This is a genomic window from Streptomyces sp. YPW6, from assembly GCF_018866325.1.
Taxonomy (GTDB): domain Bacteria; phylum Actinomycetota; class Actinomycetes; order Streptomycetales; family Streptomycetaceae; genus Streptomyces.
This window is the reverse complement of sequence record NZ_CP076457.1, coordinates 6,616,324-6,632,160: the sequence shown is the minus strand read 5'-3', so window position 1 is coordinate 6,632,160 and position 15,837 is coordinate 6,616,324. Positions and strand designations below refer to the sequence as shown.

12 protein-coding genes and 1 pseudogene are annotated in these 15,837 nt (G+C 73.7%); 3 read left to right on the top strand and 10 right to left on the bottom strand.

The features are described from left to right. Positions 1 to 224: 224 nt before the first annotated feature. Complete coding sequence (locus tag KME66_RS29105) at positions 225 to 1,616, top strand: serine/threonine-protein kinase (protein ID WP_216327718.1); 1,392 nt, start codon at positions 225 to 227, stop codon at positions 1,614 to 1,616. Between the two features lie 245 nt (positions 1,617 to 1,861). On the opposite strand, the gene KME66_RS29100 is transcribed toward KME66_RS29105, so the two are convergent. The 8 genes and pseudogenes from KME66_RS29100 to KME66_RS29065 all read right to left on the bottom strand — a co-directional run bounded on the left by KME66_RS29100 (position 1,862) and on the right by KME66_RS29065 (position 13,242). Beyond that, a complete protein-coding gene (locus KME66_RS29100; protein ID WP_073222334.1) occupies positions 1,862 to 2,680 on the bottom strand; it encodes an RNA methyltransferase in 819 nt (272 codons plus the stop codon). 89 nt (positions 2,681 to 2,769) lie between these two features. Further along, positions 2,770 to 4,071: a uroporphyrinogen-III C-methyltransferase gene (gene cobA / locus KME66_RS29095; protein ID WP_216327703.1), complete on the bottom strand. Its 1,302-nt coding sequence runs from the start codon at positions 4,069 to 4,071 to the stop codon at positions 2,770 to 2,772. Between the two features lie 278 nt (positions 4,072 to 4,349). Next, positions 4,350 to 8,035 (bottom strand): annotated as a pseudogene (cobT, locus tag KME66_RS29090) (nicotinate-nucleotide--dimethylbenzimidazole phosphoribosyltransferase). A 332-nt stretch (positions 8,036 to 8,367) separates the two neighbouring features. After that, on the bottom strand, positions 8,368 to 9,606 hold the full coding sequence (gene cbiE / locus KME66_RS29085; RefSeq protein ID WP_216327700.1) for a precorrin-6y C5,15-methyltransferase (decarboxylating) subunit CbiE: 1,239 nt from the start codon (positions 9,604 to 9,606) through the stop codon (positions 8,368 to 8,370). Between the two features lie 151 nt (positions 9,607 to 9,757). Continuing rightward, a complete protein-coding gene (locus tag KME66_RS29080) occupies positions 9,758 to 10,444 on the bottom strand; it encodes a GNAT family N-acetyltransferase (protein ID WP_073222322.1) in 687 nt (228 codons plus the stop codon). A gap of 101 nt (positions 10,445 to 10,545) precedes the next feature. After that, entirely contained in the window at positions 10,546 to 11,412 is an 867-nt protein-coding gene (locus KME66_RS29075; protein ID WP_073222310.1) for a MetQ/NlpA family ABC transporter substrate-binding protein, read from the bottom strand. A gap of 82 nt (positions 11,413 to 11,494) precedes the next feature. Beyond that, positions 11,495 to 12,166: a methionine ABC transporter permease gene (locus KME66_RS29070; RefSeq protein ID WP_073222307.1), complete on the bottom strand. Its 672-nt coding sequence runs from the start codon at positions 12,164 to 12,166 to the stop codon at positions 11,495 to 11,497. Beyond that, complete coding sequence (locus KME66_RS29065; protein ID WP_216327697.1) at positions 12,163 to 13,242, bottom strand: methionine ABC transporter ATP-binding protein; 1,080 nt, start codon at positions 13,240 to 13,242, stop codon at positions 12,163 to 12,165. The genes KME66_RS29070 and KME66_RS29065 overlap by 4 nt, the downstream gene beginning before the upstream one ends. A 600-nt stretch (positions 13,243 to 13,842) precedes the next feature. Between KME66_RS29065 and KME66_RS29060 the strand changes: the two genes are divergently transcribed. Both KME66_RS29060 and KME66_RS29055 read left to right on the top strand, forming a co-directional pair. Then, on the top strand, positions 13,843 to 14,202 hold the full coding sequence (locus tag KME66_RS29060; RefSeq protein ID WP_215110157.1) for a hypothetical protein: 360 nt from the start codon (positions 13,843 to 13,845) through the stop codon (positions 14,200 to 14,202). Position 14,203: 1 nt separating this feature from the next. Next, positions 14,204 to 14,644, top strand: a complete 441-nt coding sequence (locus KME66_RS29055; RefSeq protein WP_216327694.1) for a hypothetical protein — start codon at positions 14,204 to 14,206, stop codon at positions 14,642 to 14,644. A 49-nt stretch (positions 14,645 to 14,693) separates the two neighbouring features. Here KME66_RS29055 and KME66_RS29050 read toward each other — a convergent pair whose 3' ends face one another. After that, complete coding sequence (locus KME66_RS29050) at positions 14,694 to 15,197, bottom strand: GNAT family N-acetyltransferase (RefSeq protein WP_073222296.1); 504 nt, start codon at positions 15,195 to 15,197, stop codon at positions 14,694 to 14,696. A gap of 46 nt (positions 15,198 to 15,243) precedes the next feature. Continuing rightward, a complete protein-coding gene (locus KME66_RS29045) occupies positions 15,244 to 15,789 on the bottom strand; it encodes a sigma-70 family RNA polymerase sigma factor (RefSeq protein ID WP_073222293.1) in 546 nt (181 codons plus the stop codon). Positions 15,790 to 15,837 lie beyond the last annotated feature (48 nt).

Here is a 15,837-nt window from a genome sequence, read left to right as displayed (position 1 = left end):
GACCCGGCGTTCCCACCGTGATCCAATCCCCCTGCCCCGTCGGCCGTTTGGGGTGGCCGTCCGGCCGACGGGCCCGGATCCCCGGCGCACTGACCCCTCTTCACTTCTCCCGCCCGGCACGGACAATCGAAACCCCGGCGAGGGCGCGGCCTCTGAGCACGCCGGGCGCGGGGTACGTAAGCTGTGCCCCGTCAGGCGGACCAGGCAGCGGGGATGGGCAGACGATGGCGATGATGCGGCTCCGGCGCGAGGACCCGCGTCTCGTCGGCTCGTTCCGGCTGCACCGGCGGCTCGGCGCGGGCGGCATGGGCGTCGTCTACCTCGGCTCCGACCGGCGCGGCCAGCGGGTCGCGCTCAAGGTGATCCGGCCCGACCTGGCCGAGGACCAGGAGTTCCGTTCCCGGTTCGCGCGCGAGGTGTCGGCCGCCCGCAGGATCCGCGGCGGCTGCACGGCCCGGCTGGTCGCCGCCGACCTGGAGGCGGACCGCCCGTGGTTCGCCACGCAGTACGTGCCGGGCCCCTCGCTGCACGACAAGGTCGCCGAGGAAGGCCCCCTGGCCGCCGCCGAGGTCGCCTCGATCGGGGCGGCGCTCTCCGAGGGCCTGGTGGCGGTGCACGAGGCGGGGGTGGTCCACCGGGACCTGAAGCCGTCGAACATCCTCCTCTCCCCCAAGGGCCCCCGGATCATCGACTTCGGTATCGCCTGGGCGACCGGGGCGAGCACGCTCACCCATGTCGGTACGGCGGTGGGATCGCCGGGGTTCCTGGCGCCCGAGCAGGTCCGGGGCGCGGCGGTGACACCCGCGACGGACGTGTTCTCCCTCGGTGCGACCCTGGCGTACGCGGCGATGGCCGACTCCCCGTTCGGGCACGGCAGTTCCGAGGTGATGCTGTACCGCGTGGTGCACGAGGAGGCACAGCTGCGCGGGGTGCACGACGCCTTGGCCCCGCTGATCAGCGCCTGTCTGGCGAAGAATCCGGAGGAGCGGCCCAGCACGCTGCAACTGTCCATGCGGCTCAAGGAGATCGCGGCGCGCGAGGCGCAGGGGCTGCACGAGAGCAGGCCGCCCGTCCAGCGTTCCGCCCCGGACACCGAACGTCCGACGGGACGGATGGCCGATCCGTACGCCGATCAGCACACCCGTCGTTCGGAGGGCCCGTCCGGCTCGCGCCCCCAGCCGGGCAGGCGTGGCGCGCCCGTGCGTTCGGGGCCGCCGCGCACCGGGGGCTCGCGCTCGCAGCAGGCGTCGCGCAACACGACGCGCTCGGGTGGCAGGCCGGGGAAGCGGCAGGGGTCTCCGGCCGGGACGAACGGACGCCCGAGCACGCGTTCCGGAGGCCGCACGACCTCGGCGGGTCGGCGTCCGGCCAATCCGCGGCTGCTGCGCCAGCGGCTGGTGGTGTTCGTCGTGGTGACGCTGCTGGTGGCGCTGGGCATCGCGGCGGCCCAGGGCTGCCAGGGTCCTGCGCGCGGGCTGGGCGGCAGCGAGCGGCCGGGCGGCGTGTCGCAGGCACGGCCGTGGGCCGGCGCGGCGTCGGACGGTTCCGGGGCCGGTTACGGTTCCGCCGGTCGGTCCGGAATCGCACCCGCCGCCCCGACGGCCACCGGGTCCTGAGGCCGGCACCCGGAGGGGGCGAGGCCGTCGTCGCCCGGCGCTCCGGACGACCGGTGGCCACCGCGTCCTGAGACCGACGCCCCGACCGGGCGGAACGATCCTCGCTCAGCTCTCCGAACGCGCCGTGGCCGCCGCGTCCTGACACCGACGCCCCGACCGGGCGGAACCACCCCCGCTCAGCTCCGGACGACCGGTGGCCACCGCGTCCTGACACCGACGCCCCGACCGGACGGAACCACCCCCGCTCAGCTCTCCGGACGCCCCGTGGCCACCGCGTAGAAAGCGACCGCTGCGGCGGCGCCCACGTTCAGTGAGTCGACGCCGTGCGCCATCGGGATGCGGACCCACGCGTCGGCGGCCATCAGGGCACGCGTGGACAGCCCGTCGCCCTCGGCTCCGAGCATCAGGGCCACCCGCTCCAACCGGTGCGGGGCCGCGTCGTCGATGCTGGTGGCCTTGGCGTCCGGGGTGAGGGCGAGGAGCCGGAAGCCGGCCTCCCGTACCGCTTCCAGCGACTTGGGCCAGGCGTCGAGGCGGGCGTAGGGGACGGAGAAGACCGCGCCCATCGAGACCTTGACGGAGCGGCGGTAGAGGGGGTCGGCGCAGTCCGGGGAGAGCAGGACCGCGTCCATGCCCAGGGCCGCCGCGCTGCGGAAGATGGCCCCGATGTTGGTGTGGTCGTTCACCGATTCCATGACCACGACCCGGCGGGCGGTGGCGAGCAGTTCGTCGGCGGCGGGCAGCGGCTTGCGCTGCATGGAGGCGAGCGCGCCGCGGTGGACGTGGTAGCCGGTGACCCGTTCGGCCAGCTCGGGAGCGACCGCGTACACCGGGGCCGGGACCTCGTCGATGACGTCGCGCATGGCGTCGACCCACTTGGCCGAGAGCAGCATGGACCGCATCTCGTACCCGGTCTGCCGGGCGCGGCGGATCACCTTCTCGCCCTCGGCGATGAAGAGCCCTTCGGCGGGTTCGCGCCGTCGTCGCAGCTCGACGTCGGTCAGGCCGATGTAGTCGCTCAGCCGGGGGTCGTCGGGGTCGTCGACGGTGATGAGATCTGCCACAGGGTGATACTGCCTTGTCCGGTGTGTGGTGCCAACGCCTGGGAGGGAGCCGCGTAACCGCGGGTTACGGGGCGGGTGCGGGCTCTCGCCTATTCGGCCGTGTCCTGGGCGGGGGCCGGTGCCGAGTCCGGGCCGACCGCGACGACATCGCCGATGACGATCACGGCGGGCGGGCGCACCTCCTCGGCGACGGCTCGCTCGCCGACGTCCGCGAGGGTGGCGTCGACCCGGCGCTGGGCAGCGGTGGTGCCCTCCTGGACAAGGGCGACCGGAGTGGCCGGGTCCTTGCCGTGGGCTATCAGGGCGGCGGCGATGGCGCCGATCTTGTCGACGGCCATCAGCAGGACGAGGGTGCCGCGCAGTCGCGCGATGGCCGCCCAGTCGACCAGCGAACGCGGGTCCTCCGGCGCGACGTGCCCGCTGACCACGGTGAACTCGTGGGCGACGCCCCGGTGGGTGACCGGGATGCCGGCCGCGCCGGGGACGGAGATGGTGCTGGAGATGCCGGGGACGACCGTGCAGGGGATGCCTTCGGCGGCCAGTGCCTGGGCCTCCTCCATACCGCGGCCGAAGACGAACGGGTCGCCGCCCTTGAGCCGGACCACGGACTTGCCCGCCTTGGCGTGCTCGATGAGCGCCTGGTTGATCGCCTCCTGAGCCATGAACCGGCCGTACGGGATCTTCGCCGCGTCGATCACCTCGACGTGCGGCGGGAGCTCGTCGAGCAGGTCGCGGGGGCCGAGGCGGTCGGCGATGACCACGTCGGCCTGGGCGAGGAGGCGGCGGCCCCGGACGGTGATCAGATCCGGGTTGCCGGGGCCGCCGCCGACGAGCGCGACGCCGGGAGTGCGGGTGCGGTGGTGCGGGGCCGCGAGGGTGCCGTCGCGCAGGCCTTCGACGATGACGTCGCGCAGGGCGGCGGAGTGCCGGGGGTCGCGGCCCTGGGGGGTGGTGTTGAGGACGGCGACGGTGATGTTCTCGATGCGGCCGGTGGCGGGGGTCCAGGCGGTGGCGGCCTCGGCGTCGTCGGACCGGACGCACCAGGTGCGGGTGCGCTCGGCCTCGGCGGAGGCGGCGTCGTTGGCCGCGAGGTCGGAGGAGGCGACGAGGGCGTACCAGGTGTCGGCGAGGTCACCGTCCTGGTAGCGGCGGCGCTCCCAGCGGATCTCCCCGGCGTCCGCCATCGCCTCGACGGAGGGCGTCGCGGAGGGGGAGATCAGGGTGATGACGGCCCCGGTGGCGATGAGCTGCGGCAGCCGGCGCTGGGCGACCTGTCCGCCGCCGATGACGACGACGCGGCGGCCGTACAGGCGCAGGCCCACGGGGTACGCGGGTCGGTCGGTGCGGTCGGCGTGACCTGAGCGGTCGGCGTGGTCTGCGTGCTCGGCCATGGCGGTACGGCTCCTCATGCGGGTGCTGCGTTGCGTGCCGCTGCGGCGGTGAAGCGGCTGTGACGTGCGGAAAGCGGGGTGCGGGTGGGAACACGATACGGGGTGGGGGTGCGCGGGGCCCCTTCTCCCCTGCCCCGCCCCGTCCCGAAACCGGCCTTGCGCCCCGGCCCCCGCTCTTCCGGCGCCGGAGGGGCTGGAGGAGCGGGGGCCGCAGGAGCCGGAGCGGGTCCCGGAGGGGCTGCGGCGAAGCGCCGGGGGCGGCTGCGCCGGAAGGCGTTCTACTTCTCCGTCACGCCCGCCGAGTCGAAGGTCGCCACCTCGTGCATCGCCCGCGCCGCGCTCTGCACGATCGGCAGCGCCAGCAGCGCGCCGGTGCCCTCGCCCAGCCGGAGGTCGAGGTCGACCAGGGGGCGCAGGCCCAGCTTGTTGAGCGCGGCGACGTGGCCGGGCTCCGCACTGCGGTGGCCCGCGATGCAGGCGGCCAGCGACTCGGGGGCGATGGCGCGGGCGACCAGGGCGGCGGCCCCCGCGCTCACGCCGTCCAGGATCACCGGCGTACGCAGGGAGGCTCCGCCGAGGAGGAAGCCCGCCATCGCCGCGTGCTCCAGGCCGCCCACTGCCGCGAGCACGCCGATCGGGTCGGCCGGGTCAGGCTGGTGGAGGTCGAGGGCGCGGCGTACGACGTCGACCTTGCGGGCGTGCATCTCGTCGTTGATGCCGGTCCCCCGGCCGGTCACCTCGGCCGCGTCGATGCCCGTGTAGAGGCAGATCAGCGCAGCCGACGCCGTGGTGTTCGCGATGCCCATCTCGCCGGTGAGCAGCGCCTTGTTGCCCGCCGCCACCAGGTCCCGGGCGGTCTCGATGCCGACCTCGATCGCGGCCAGGACCTCTTCGCGGGTGAGCGCGGGGCCCGTCGTGAAGTCGGCCGTACCCGGGCGCACCTTGCGGGGCAGCAGACCGGGGGTGGCGGGCAGGTCCGTCGCCACTCCGACGTCCACGACGCAGACCTCCGCGCCGACCTGGGCGGCGAAGGCGTTGCAGACGGCTCCGCCGCCGAGGAAGTTCGCCACCATCTGGGCGGTTACCTCCTGCGGCCAGGCGGTGACCCCCTGGGCGTGCACCCCGTGGTCACCGGCGAAGATCGCGACGGCCGCGGGCTCCGGGACCGGCGGCGGGCACATCCGGGAGAGGCCGGACAGCTGCGCGGAGATGATCTCCAGCATGCCGAGCGCCCCGGCGGGCTTCGTCATCCGCTTCTGGCGCTCCCACGCCTCGCCGAGCGCCTTCGCGTCCAGCGGGCGGATCGCGGAGATCGTCTCCTGGAGCAGATCGTGCGGCTCGGCGCCGGGCAGCGCGCGGCGCCCGTACGTCTCCTCGTGGACGACCCAGGACAGGGGGCGGCGCTTCGACCAGCCCGCCTGCATCAGCTCGGGTTCCTCGGGGAACTCGTCGACGTAACCGACGCAGAGGTAGGCCACGACCTCCAGGTGTTCGGGCAGGCCCAGCGCGCGGACCATCTCCCGCTCGTCGAAGAAGCTGACCCAGCCGACGCCCAGGCCCTCGGCGCGGGCGGCGAGCCACAGGTTCTCGACGGCGAGGGCCGAGGAGTACGGCGCCATCTGCGGCTGGGTGTGCCGGCCGAGGGTGTGGCGGCCGCCGCGGGTGGGGTCGGCGGTGACGACGATGTTGACCGGGGTGTCGAGGATCGCCTCGATCTTCAGTTCCTTGAACTGCTTCGCCCGGCCCTTGGGCAGCGACTTGGCGTAGGCGTCGCGCTGGCTCTGGGCCAGTTCGTGCATGGAGCGGCGGGTCTCCGCGGAGCGGATGACGACGAAGTCCCACGGCTGCGAGTGGCCGACGCTCGGCGCGGTGTGCGCCGCCTCCAGCACCCGGAGCAGGACCTCGTGCGGAATCGGGTCGCTGCGGAAGCCGTTGCGGATGTCCCGGCGTTCCCGCATGACCCGCAGCACCGCTTCGCGCTCGGGGTCGTCGTAGCCGGGGGCGGGCGGGGTGTCCGGCTGCTCGGCGGCCTCCACCGGCTCCAGCGCCTCACCCCGTTCCCCGGGCAGCGGCGGCGTCACCGGCTGCTGCGGCGCCTCGGCCGGTGCGGGGGACTGCGGCTCCACGGGCTCCGGCTGGGACTCCCCGGGCTGCCCTTCGGTCGCCTGCGGCTCCGGCAGGAGTTCCGGCGTCTCGATGACCTCGGGGCCGGTGCCGTCCTCGGCGTCGGGCGTGACCGCGTGGGCCGCCTCGGGCTCCGCCGCTGCCACGACCGGCTCGGCCTCGGGGGCGGCGGCCGGGGCCGCTTCCTGCTCCGGCGCGTCGCCCCCGGCCGTTGCGTCGGCCACGGGCCCGGCCGCCTCGGCGGGCTGCTCGACGGGGCCTCCGCGACGGTCTCCTGCTCGGGCTGCACGGGCTCGGGGGCGGCCGGCGCAACCGGCTGCTCCTCCGCCACGGCGGTCTCCGGGGCCGCCACCGCCTGCGGGCTCTCGGCCACCGCCACGGCCGGAGCGGGCTCGACAGGCTGCTCCGGCTCGGGCTGGGCCACCTCCTCGGGCTGCGCCGCGGGCTCCGGCTGGGCCTCCCGCTCGGGCCGCAGCGCGGGCTCCGGCTGGGCCACCGGCTCGGGCTGCACCGTCGGCGCGGGCTGGGCCACCTGCTCCGGCTGGGCAGCGGACTCCGGCTGGACCACCGGCTCGACGACGGGCGGTTCCTGTACGGGGGCCTGGGGTTCCGGGGCGGCGGCTTCCGCGGGCGCGGCGGGCGTCGGGGCCTCAGGGGTCACCACGGCACCGCTCTGTGCCTCCAGCGGTTCCCCGGGCTCCGGCGTCTCCTGTGCGGTCACTCCGTCGGCCGGGGCCTGGACGGGGGCTTCCGCCGGTGCGGCCGGGGGCTGCGGCTGCGCCGCCTCGGGCTCCGGCACGTGGACCGGCCCTGCGGACGGCATCACCTCCGCGACCGGCTCGGGAACGACCGTTTCTGCCGGGACGGCCTGCGGGGCCGGCTCGGGCTGCGCACCGGGAGCGGGCTGTACCGGCTGGGCCGACTGCTCGACCGGGGCCGCCGGGACCTCCTCGGGGGCGGGCACGGCCGCCTGGTCCGTCGGCTGAGCCGGCTGGACCGGTTCAGCCGCCTGCACCGGCTGCTCGGCCTGCTGGGCGACCGCGGGCTCCGCCACCGGCTGTCCGGCCGTGACCGCCTGCTCCGGCTGCGGAACCGGCGCGGGGGCCGTCTGCCCGGGGGTCTCCGGCGCGGGAGCCACAGGCTCCGCGACGGGCTGCTCCGGCTGCGCCCCCCACGGGGCGCCGGCCTGCGGCGGGATCTCTCCCAGCTGCGGGCCCGGCAGGGCCGAGGGGTCCTCGGCCGGGGTGTCGAGGTACTCGGGGCCGTTCGCCGGCGGGCCCGCGTGGCGGGCGGGCGGGGCGGTCCGGGTGGCCCCGGCGGGCCCCGGTCGGCCAGGAGCGCACGACGCCCCCTGCGTACCAGCGCCGTACGACGGGGGGTCGGCGGCGGCCGGACCCCGGTGCAGGGGCCTGCGGGCGGGAGCGGCGGCGGGCGCGCCCACCGGTGCGGGGGCGGGCGCCGGGATGCGTACGCCGTTGAGGTCGACGGAGCCGGAATCGCGGCCACCGGTCTCGTGCGTGCTGGGCGTCTCCACGGCGGGGGCCGTCTGGACCTGCTGCGCGGAGACCTGCGGCTGGGCCGGGACCGGGCCGTGTTCGGCCACGGGCGGCTGCGCCGTCGCGGTCTGCGCGAAAGGCTGGCCCTGCGCGGGGGCGGGGGCGGCCTGCTGGTCGCTCCAGGCGCCCTGGGAGGTCGGCATCAGCAGGAGGTCGTCGTCCTCGGGGCTGTGCTCGGAGGGGTCGAGGAAGGTGTGCGCGTCCGGGGCGGGGACGCCCGGCTGCTCCACCATGCCTGCGTTCTCCGGCAGTCCCTCGCCCGGGATCTGGCCGGTGTCAGTCATGCGTACCCCTCGCCCATCGTCAGTGCTCCTTCGGCCCTTCGCCCGGGACGCCGCACCGCGGCACGCCGGTGCTCGTCATCAAGAACGAGCGGGCTCGCCGCGCGGCACGACACGCCCGCGGGCTTCCTATTCTCGCGGCCGATCGCCGCCGCGACAGGCAGTTCTGCCACGGCTCACTGTGGACTGCGCCACGTTGCGCGTCCCCCGGGTTGTGCCGTACCACAGCGCGGACCAAAACAGTCCACTTTTCCGGACATTGGCGAACGAAACGACGAACGCCCGGGCGTGGTACAACAATCGGCCAGCCTACCTCGCGTACCGGGCGTAACGGATCAGGGGGCGAGGTCCGAACGCCCTGCGGAGAGAAGGAACACGACGGACCTCTCCCGCTCGGTCCACACCTCGGTGTCCAGGTCGACGGACTGGAGCAGCGAGCACTCCACGGTGTAGCCGTTGCCGGTGAGGGCCGCGCCGAGCGCCTCGGCCTCGTCCCGGTGGGAGGCGTGCGTGACGATGCGTTCCGGCCGCCGGTCCATGACGGCCCGGACCACCGGCACTCCCCCGCCGCCGATCCGTACGACGTCGGGTTCGGGCAGCCGTTCGAGGACGGGCGGGGCGCTGCCGCGCACGACCTGGACGGGGACGCCGAAGGCGCGGGCGGCGGCCTCGGTGCGGGCGCAGGCGGCCGGGTCGGCGTCCACGGCGATGACGGCCGCGCCGAAGCGGGCCGCCTCGACGGCGAGGGCGCCGCTGCCGGAGCCGATGTCCCAGAGCAGGTCGCCGGTGCGGGGGCCGAGGCGGGCGAGCTGGGCGGCGCGCAGGCCGGGGAACTCGCCCTCGCCGGACTCCTGCATGCGTTCGGCCCCGGCGGCCCGGTAGGCCCGGGCGGGCAGGGCCCAGCCGCGTATCCCCTGGGGGTAGGCGGGCCCCCGGCCGGCGATCCAGGCGCCGGCCGCGGTGGTCTCGGGTCCGCTGCCGACGACGATCACGACGTTGGGGTCGCGCCAGGTGTGGTCGGCGGCCTTGTCGGAGGTGAGGACGGTGACGCGTTCGCGGCCGGTGCCCAGCTCCTCGCAGATGACGAAGGTGCGGTGGACGCCGTCGAGGAGGAGTGCCAGTTCGGCGGGGCCCGCGCCCGGTGAGGTGAGGACGGCGACCTTGTGGTGGGCGCGGCAGACGTTGACCGCGCGGCGCAGGGTGCGGGGGTGGGCCACGACGATCTCGGCGTCGTCCCAGGGCATGCCGGCCCGGGCGAAGGCGGTGGCCACCGAGGAGACGGCGGGGACGACCTCGACCTCCAGGCCGTGCTCGCGGGCCCGCAGCGTGCGGACGACACCGAAGAAACCGGGGTCGCCGTCGGCGAGGACCACGGCGCTGCCGCGGTGTCCGGCGATCCTGCGGGCGGCGAGGTCGACACTGCCGAGCCGGATGCGTTCGGCGTTCGGCGGCACTTCCGGCAGCGCCAGGTGGTGTGCGGCGCCGGCGACGAGCGTGGCGGCCGAGAGCGCGGCCGTGGCCGCTCCGGGCAGTGGCGAGCCGTCCCAGCCGATCACCGTGACCCGGTCGGCCATCGTCGTCTGTCTCCTGGGGTGTCGGAGGGGCGGGGCGTTCGCCCGTGCGGTGCGGGGCGTCTTTCCCGTGGTGCGGGACGCTTCTCCTGCGGTACCGGGCAGGGGTGAGAGTACCTGGTCCGTACCGCGGGGCGACGGGGGGCCTCGGGCACTACTTCCAGTCGTTGTAGGTGCCGTAGCCGCCGGCGTCCGCGAGCTGTTCGGCGACCCCTTCGAGGTCCTCGGGGAGGAGTCCCCAGACGATCAGGTCGGTGCGGATGTCGGTCCAGCCGCCGTCGGTGCCGTTCTCGGTGCGGGTGCGGGCGATACGGGCGTTGCGCAGGACGCCCTCGCTGATGCAGCCGAGCTTCTGGGCGACCTGCTGGGATGCGGTGTTGTCGGCGGGGGTGCGCAGCTCGATGCGTTCGAAGCCCTGGTCGCGGAAGAGCCATTCGGCTATGGCGAGCACGGATTCGGTGGCGTACCCCTCGCCGCGGGCCCAGGGGGCGGTGATGTAGCGGACCTCGGTGGAGCGGGTGCGCCAGTCGGTGTTGAGGAGGCCGACGCTGCCGACGAGCCGCTGGGTGAGGAATTCGGTGACGGCGAGGGCGATGCCGTGGCCGCCGGTGCGTTCCGCGGGGGCGATCCTGCGGACCCAGCGTTCGGCGTCGACCTGGGTGTACGGGTTCGGGCCGTCCATCCACGCGACGACCGCCTCGTCGTTCATCATCTCGATGTACGCGGGGATGTCGGCCATCTCGAAGGGGCGCATCACCAACCTGTCCGTGCTGATGGAGATGGACGGAAAGGTGGTAGTCATGCGCAGCTCCATGCCGAGGACCGGGTAAAGGCACAGCATGCAGCATCGGGTCCGCCTTGCGCATGGGCGGGTCGGCACGACGGAGCCCCGCGCCTCCGGGCGGGAGGTGCGGGGCTCCGTCGGCAAGTGCCGGGCGGGTGTCAGGACTTGGCGGGGGCGCCGAAGGCGGGGACGATCGAGCCCTGGTAGGTGTCCTCGATGAACTTCTTGACCTCGTCGGAGTTGAGGAGCTTCGCGAGCTTCTCGACGCGCGGGTCCTTCTCGTTGCCGTCCTTGACCGCCAGGAAGTTGGCGTACGGGTTGCCCTCGGCCTTCTCCAGGGCGAGGGAGTCCTTGCCGGGCTTCAGTCCGGCCTCGATGGCGTAGTTGCCGTTGATGACGGCGGCGTCCACGTCGTTCAGGGCGCGGGGCACGGTGGCGGCCTCCAGCTCCTTGAACTCCAGGCCCTTCTTGTCGGTGATGTCGCTCAGCTTGGCGCTGGTGCCGACGCCGTCCTTGAGGGTGATGAGGCCGTTCTCGGCGAGCAGCTGGAGGGCGCGGCCGCCGTTGGTGGTGTCGTTGGGGACGGCTATGGTCTGGCCGGCCTTGAGGTCCTTGAGGCCCTTGACCTTGTTGGAGTAGAGGCCGAGCGGCTCCAGGTGGACGTCGACCACCGGGACGATGGTGGTCTTCTGCTTGGCGTTGAAGTCGTCCAGGTAGGGCTTGTGCTGGAAGAAGTTGGCGTCGACCTGGCCGTTCTGGGTGGCGGTGTTCGGCAGGACGTAGTCCGTGAACTCCTTGACCTCCAGCTTGAGGCCCGCCTCGTCCGCCAGGTTCTTCTTGACGAAGTTCAGGATGTCGGCGTGCGGGGTCGGGGACGCGGCGACGACCAGGGCCTTGGAGGTGTCGGCGTTCGCGCCGGTCTCGCTCGTGGATGCCGGGTCGGAGGACGTACCGCAGGCGCTGAGGCCGATGGCGAGGGCCGCGGTGGCGGCGGCGGCCGCGGTGATCTTGATGTTCTTGCGCACGAAAAGTGCCTCTTTCTTGTGGTGGTGCGCCCGGACAAGGAGTTCGGGCTCGGTGGGGACGGAAAGTCTTGGGGGGCGGGCCTCAGGAGGCGGTGCGGCCGCGGCGGGCCAGCAGCCGGACGGTGAGGTCGCCGATCAGCTGGATCACGGTGACGATGACGATCAGCAGCGCGACGGTGATCAGCATGAACTGGTTGTCGAAGCGCTGGAATCCGTAGGTGACGGCCTTGGAGCCGAGCCCTTCGCCGCCGACCGCACCGGCCATCGCGGAGTAGCCGATGAGCACGATGAGGGTGGTGGTGACACCGGAGACGAGCGAGGGCAGGGCCTGCGGGAGGAGCACCTTGCGGACGATCGTGGGGATGGAGCCGCCCATCGACTGGACCGCTTCGACCAGCCCGTGGTCGACCTCGCGGATCGCCGTCTCGACGAGCCGGGCGAAGAACGGGATGGCGCCGACGGCGAGCGGCACGATCATCGCGGTGGGGCCGATGAAGGTGCCCACGACCCAGGTGGTGAAGGGGATCAGGGCGATCAGCAGGATGATGAAGGGCAGCGAGCGGCCGATGTTCACGATGACGCCGATGACCTTGTTCACCAGGGTGTTCTGGAGCAGTCCGCCCTTGTCGGTGAGGACCAGCAGGACACCGAGCGGCAGTCCGCCGGCGACGGTGACCAGGGCGGACCACAGCACCATGTAGAGGGTGTCGTAGGTGCCCTGGGCCAGCAGGGGCTGCATTTCGGACCAGGTCACTTGACGGCCTCCTTGGTGATCGTGGCGGGCGTCTGCTCCGGTACGAGGGGGGCGGCGGCCGTCGCGGCGCTCCCGCCGTCGACGACCTCGGCCTGGAGGCCCTGTTCGCGCAGGAAGCCGATGGGGACGACGTTCTCCTCGAACCGGCCGGGCAGTTCGATGCGCATCCGGCCGATCTGCTTGCCGCCGACGGTGTCCATCGCGGCGCCGAGGATCGAGATGTCGATGTTGTACGTCCGTGAGAGCTGGGAGATGACCGGCTGGGAGGCCGACTCCCCCTGGAAGGTGACGTCGACGACCGTACGGTCCGGGCCGGAGGCACTCCCGCCGACCGGGAACAGTTCCTGGGCCAGTTCGGAGCCGGGGGTGGCGAGGAGTTCGCCGACGGTCCCGGACTCGACGATCCTGCCGCGCCGCATGAGCGCCGCGGAGTCGCAGATGGTCTTGACGACGTCCATCTCGTGGGTGATGAGCAGGACGGTGAGGCCGAGCTGCTGGTTGAGGTCGCGCAGCAGCTGGAGGACGGAGCGGGTGGTCTCGGGGTCGAGCGCGGAGGTCGCCTCGTCCGAGAGCAGCACCTGGGGGTCGCCCGCGAGGGCGCGGGCGATGCCCACGCGCTGCTTCTGGCCGCCGGAGAGCTGTCCGGGGTAGGCCTTCGCCTTGTCGGCGAGGCCGACCAGGTCGAGCAGCTCCCCGGCCTTGCGGGTGCGTGCCTGGCCGGAGACGCCGAGGATCTCCAGGGGCAGTTCGATGTTGTCCAGGACGGTACGGGAGTCCAGCAGGTTGAAGTGCTGGAAGACCATGCCGATGCGGGTGCGCGCCCGGCGCAGCTCGGCGCTCGCCCGCCGGCCGCGGCCGGCGAGGGCGGTGAGGTCCTGGCCCGCCACCGTCACGGTGCCGGAGGTGGGGCGTTCCAGGAGGTTGACGCAGCGGATGAGGGAGGACTTGCCGGCGCCGCTCTGTCCGATGACGCCGTACACCTCGCCTTCGCGGACGTGCAGGTCAACGCCGTCGAGTGCGGTGACCTCACGGTCGCGCGACTGGTAGACCTTCGTGAGGCCCGTCGTGGTGATCACAGGGGTTTTCCGTCACTGTCGAGTGCGCGGCGCGGTGTCCGCCGGGCACGGGGCATTCGTCGAGGAGACTGTTCGGGCTGGTGGGCCGGGTGTCGTCTCGGCATGGCTACGGGCGGCGATCGGCCGGGGCAGCGCATGCGCGGGCAGGCTCGTTCCGTGGACTGCGAACGGCACGGCTCGGGTCTCGCTTCGGGGCGCGAGGCTCAGGCGGGGGCCCTCAGAAGGCGCGCATTCGACACATACAACGAGCACCGGGCGTGCTGATCGCCTCGGTCGCAAGGGTGCGGCTGCTCGTCGTGGTCATGGGCCCAGTAAAACAGACGTGAGGTCGCCGCGATCTCGGCTGTCCGCATAGCGGACAGTTCTGGATGGCCGGATCCGCGCCCTCCGCTTCACCCCTCCTCTTCCTCTCAGACGCCCGTGACCTGCGAGAACGAGGAGGAAGCGAGGGTGCCCCCGAAGGGGCCCGGCCCTTCGCGGAGCGGAACCCTGTCCGCCGGTTGTGTTCAAGGCCACCTTCGCGCGAGCGGGGCGGCGGCGGCTCGCGCGGGGGCCGGGGCCGCACGCCGACGGGCGCTCGGCCCGTAATACCCTCGACTCATGCTTGACGCCCTGACGGTCGCGGTCGCCGTGACCGCGCTCGCCCTCGCCGCCTGGTGCGGACACGCCGCCTACCGGGACCAGCCGACGAAGGACTGGCATTTCATCGGGATGGCGGTCGTCTCCGTGCTGGCGCTGGCCCAGTTGGCGGTGGGCGTCGTGCAGCTGGCGCGCGGGGAACGGCCGGAGCAGGGCATGGCGGTCTTCATCGCCTATCTGATCGGGTCGTTCGCCGCGGTGCCCGCGGCCGGCTTCCTGTCGCTGACCGAACGGACCCGCTGGGGTTCGGTCACGGTGGCGGCGGGCGCGGTCGTGCTGGCGGTTCTGGAGGTCCGGCTCTATGACATCTGGGGAAACTGACGTGAGCGACACCGACCGCCCCGAGGCGGCCACGGCCCCGAAGCCGGCCTTCGAGCTGGGCACCGGTCCCGGCCGGGTCCTGGTCTGGTTCTACGGGGTGTTCACGGTCGCGGCGGCCTCGCGTTCGATCGTCCAGATGATCATGGACTTCGACCGGGCGCCGCTGGCGTACGCGCTCTCGGCCGTCGCTGCCGTGGTGTACGGCTTCATCACGTACTCGCTGGTGCGCGGCGGGGAGAAGGCCCGCCGGGCGGCGCTGGCGTGCTGCGCGGCGGAGCTGCTGGGTGTGCTGGTCGTCGGCGCGTGGACGCTGGCCGAGCCGGCCGCGTTCCCGGACGCGACGGTGTGGTCGGACTTCGGGATGGGCTACCTCTTCATCCCGGTGATCCTGCCGGTCACCGGGATGATCTGGCTCCGCCGCGCGAAGACGGCGGCGGTCTGAGACCGGGGCTCCGCCCGGCCCCCTCCGCCTCACCTCGCGCGGCGGCCCGTCAGGCGCTGGCCACGAAGTCCCGCTCGGCGGCGTCCTTCTCCAGCAGGACCATCTGTACGCCGTCGGCTCCCGTGACGGCCCCGACCTGGGCGTATCCGGCCTTCCGGTAGAGCCGCAGATTGGTCTCGCTGCGGTGGCCGCTGTGCAGCCGGAAGCGGGTCGCCGACCGCTCGGCGGCGAGTGCCGACTCGGCGGCCAGCAGCAGCCGGGCGCCGAGACCGTGCCCCTGGAGCCGGGGGTGGACGCAGAGCTTCCCGATCAGGCCCGCGCCGTCGGCGTCGGTGAACCCCCGGACCGCGCCGACGACTTCGTCCCCGAGACGGGCCACGAGCACCAGGTCGTCGGCGACTTCGGCGCGCAGTGAGTCGAGGCTCTGGACGAGCGGGGCGATCCGGTAGTTGTCGTACAGCTCGGCCTCGCGCTGGAAGCAGAGGTACTGAAGTCTGAAGATCTGCTCGACGTCCTGTGCCGTCGCCGCCGAGATGGTCACGCTCATGCCCATGTGTGCACGCCTCCCGCTCACCTGTCCGCCGGTTGCCTACCGCTCCCTATCCCCGCACGGATGGGGCGACAACCTCCGCAGCCAGCATTCTGCGCAGACATCCAAGGCAACGGGAACGGATCGGACCCAAACTCCCCTGTGACATACCCAACTCCCCTGCGATTTCCCGGTAGGTCGGGTCGCCGGGGTCGAGTAACGCCTCCAGCAGCCGGGGGCAGCGTCCCGGCAGCCGGGCCATCGCGGAGCGCAGGGCCCGGCGTTCGGCCGCCCCGAGCGCGGCGCGTTCCGGGCAGTCGGCCGGCCCGGCGGCGGGTTCCGCTCCGGCGTACGGGCGTTCCCGCCGGGCCGTGCGGCGGGCGCGGCGGGCCTCGGACCGTACGGTGTCGCGGACCCAGCGGGCGGGGTCGGCGGGCGGCCCGGCGGCGGCCCGGCGCTCCAGGAGCCGGACCCAGACGCCCTGTTCGAGGTCGGCGGGATCGACCCCGGCGGCCGGCGCCTCGGCCCTCGCCTCCGCGCGCACCAGGGGTTGCAGGGCGCGGACGACGAGGACGGCGGAGGCGGCCGGGCCGGGGTCTTGGTCGAGAGGCGTCATGCTCCGGCGGACGTGCCGGTGGGGGCGGCCGGTTGCTCCCGGCACACC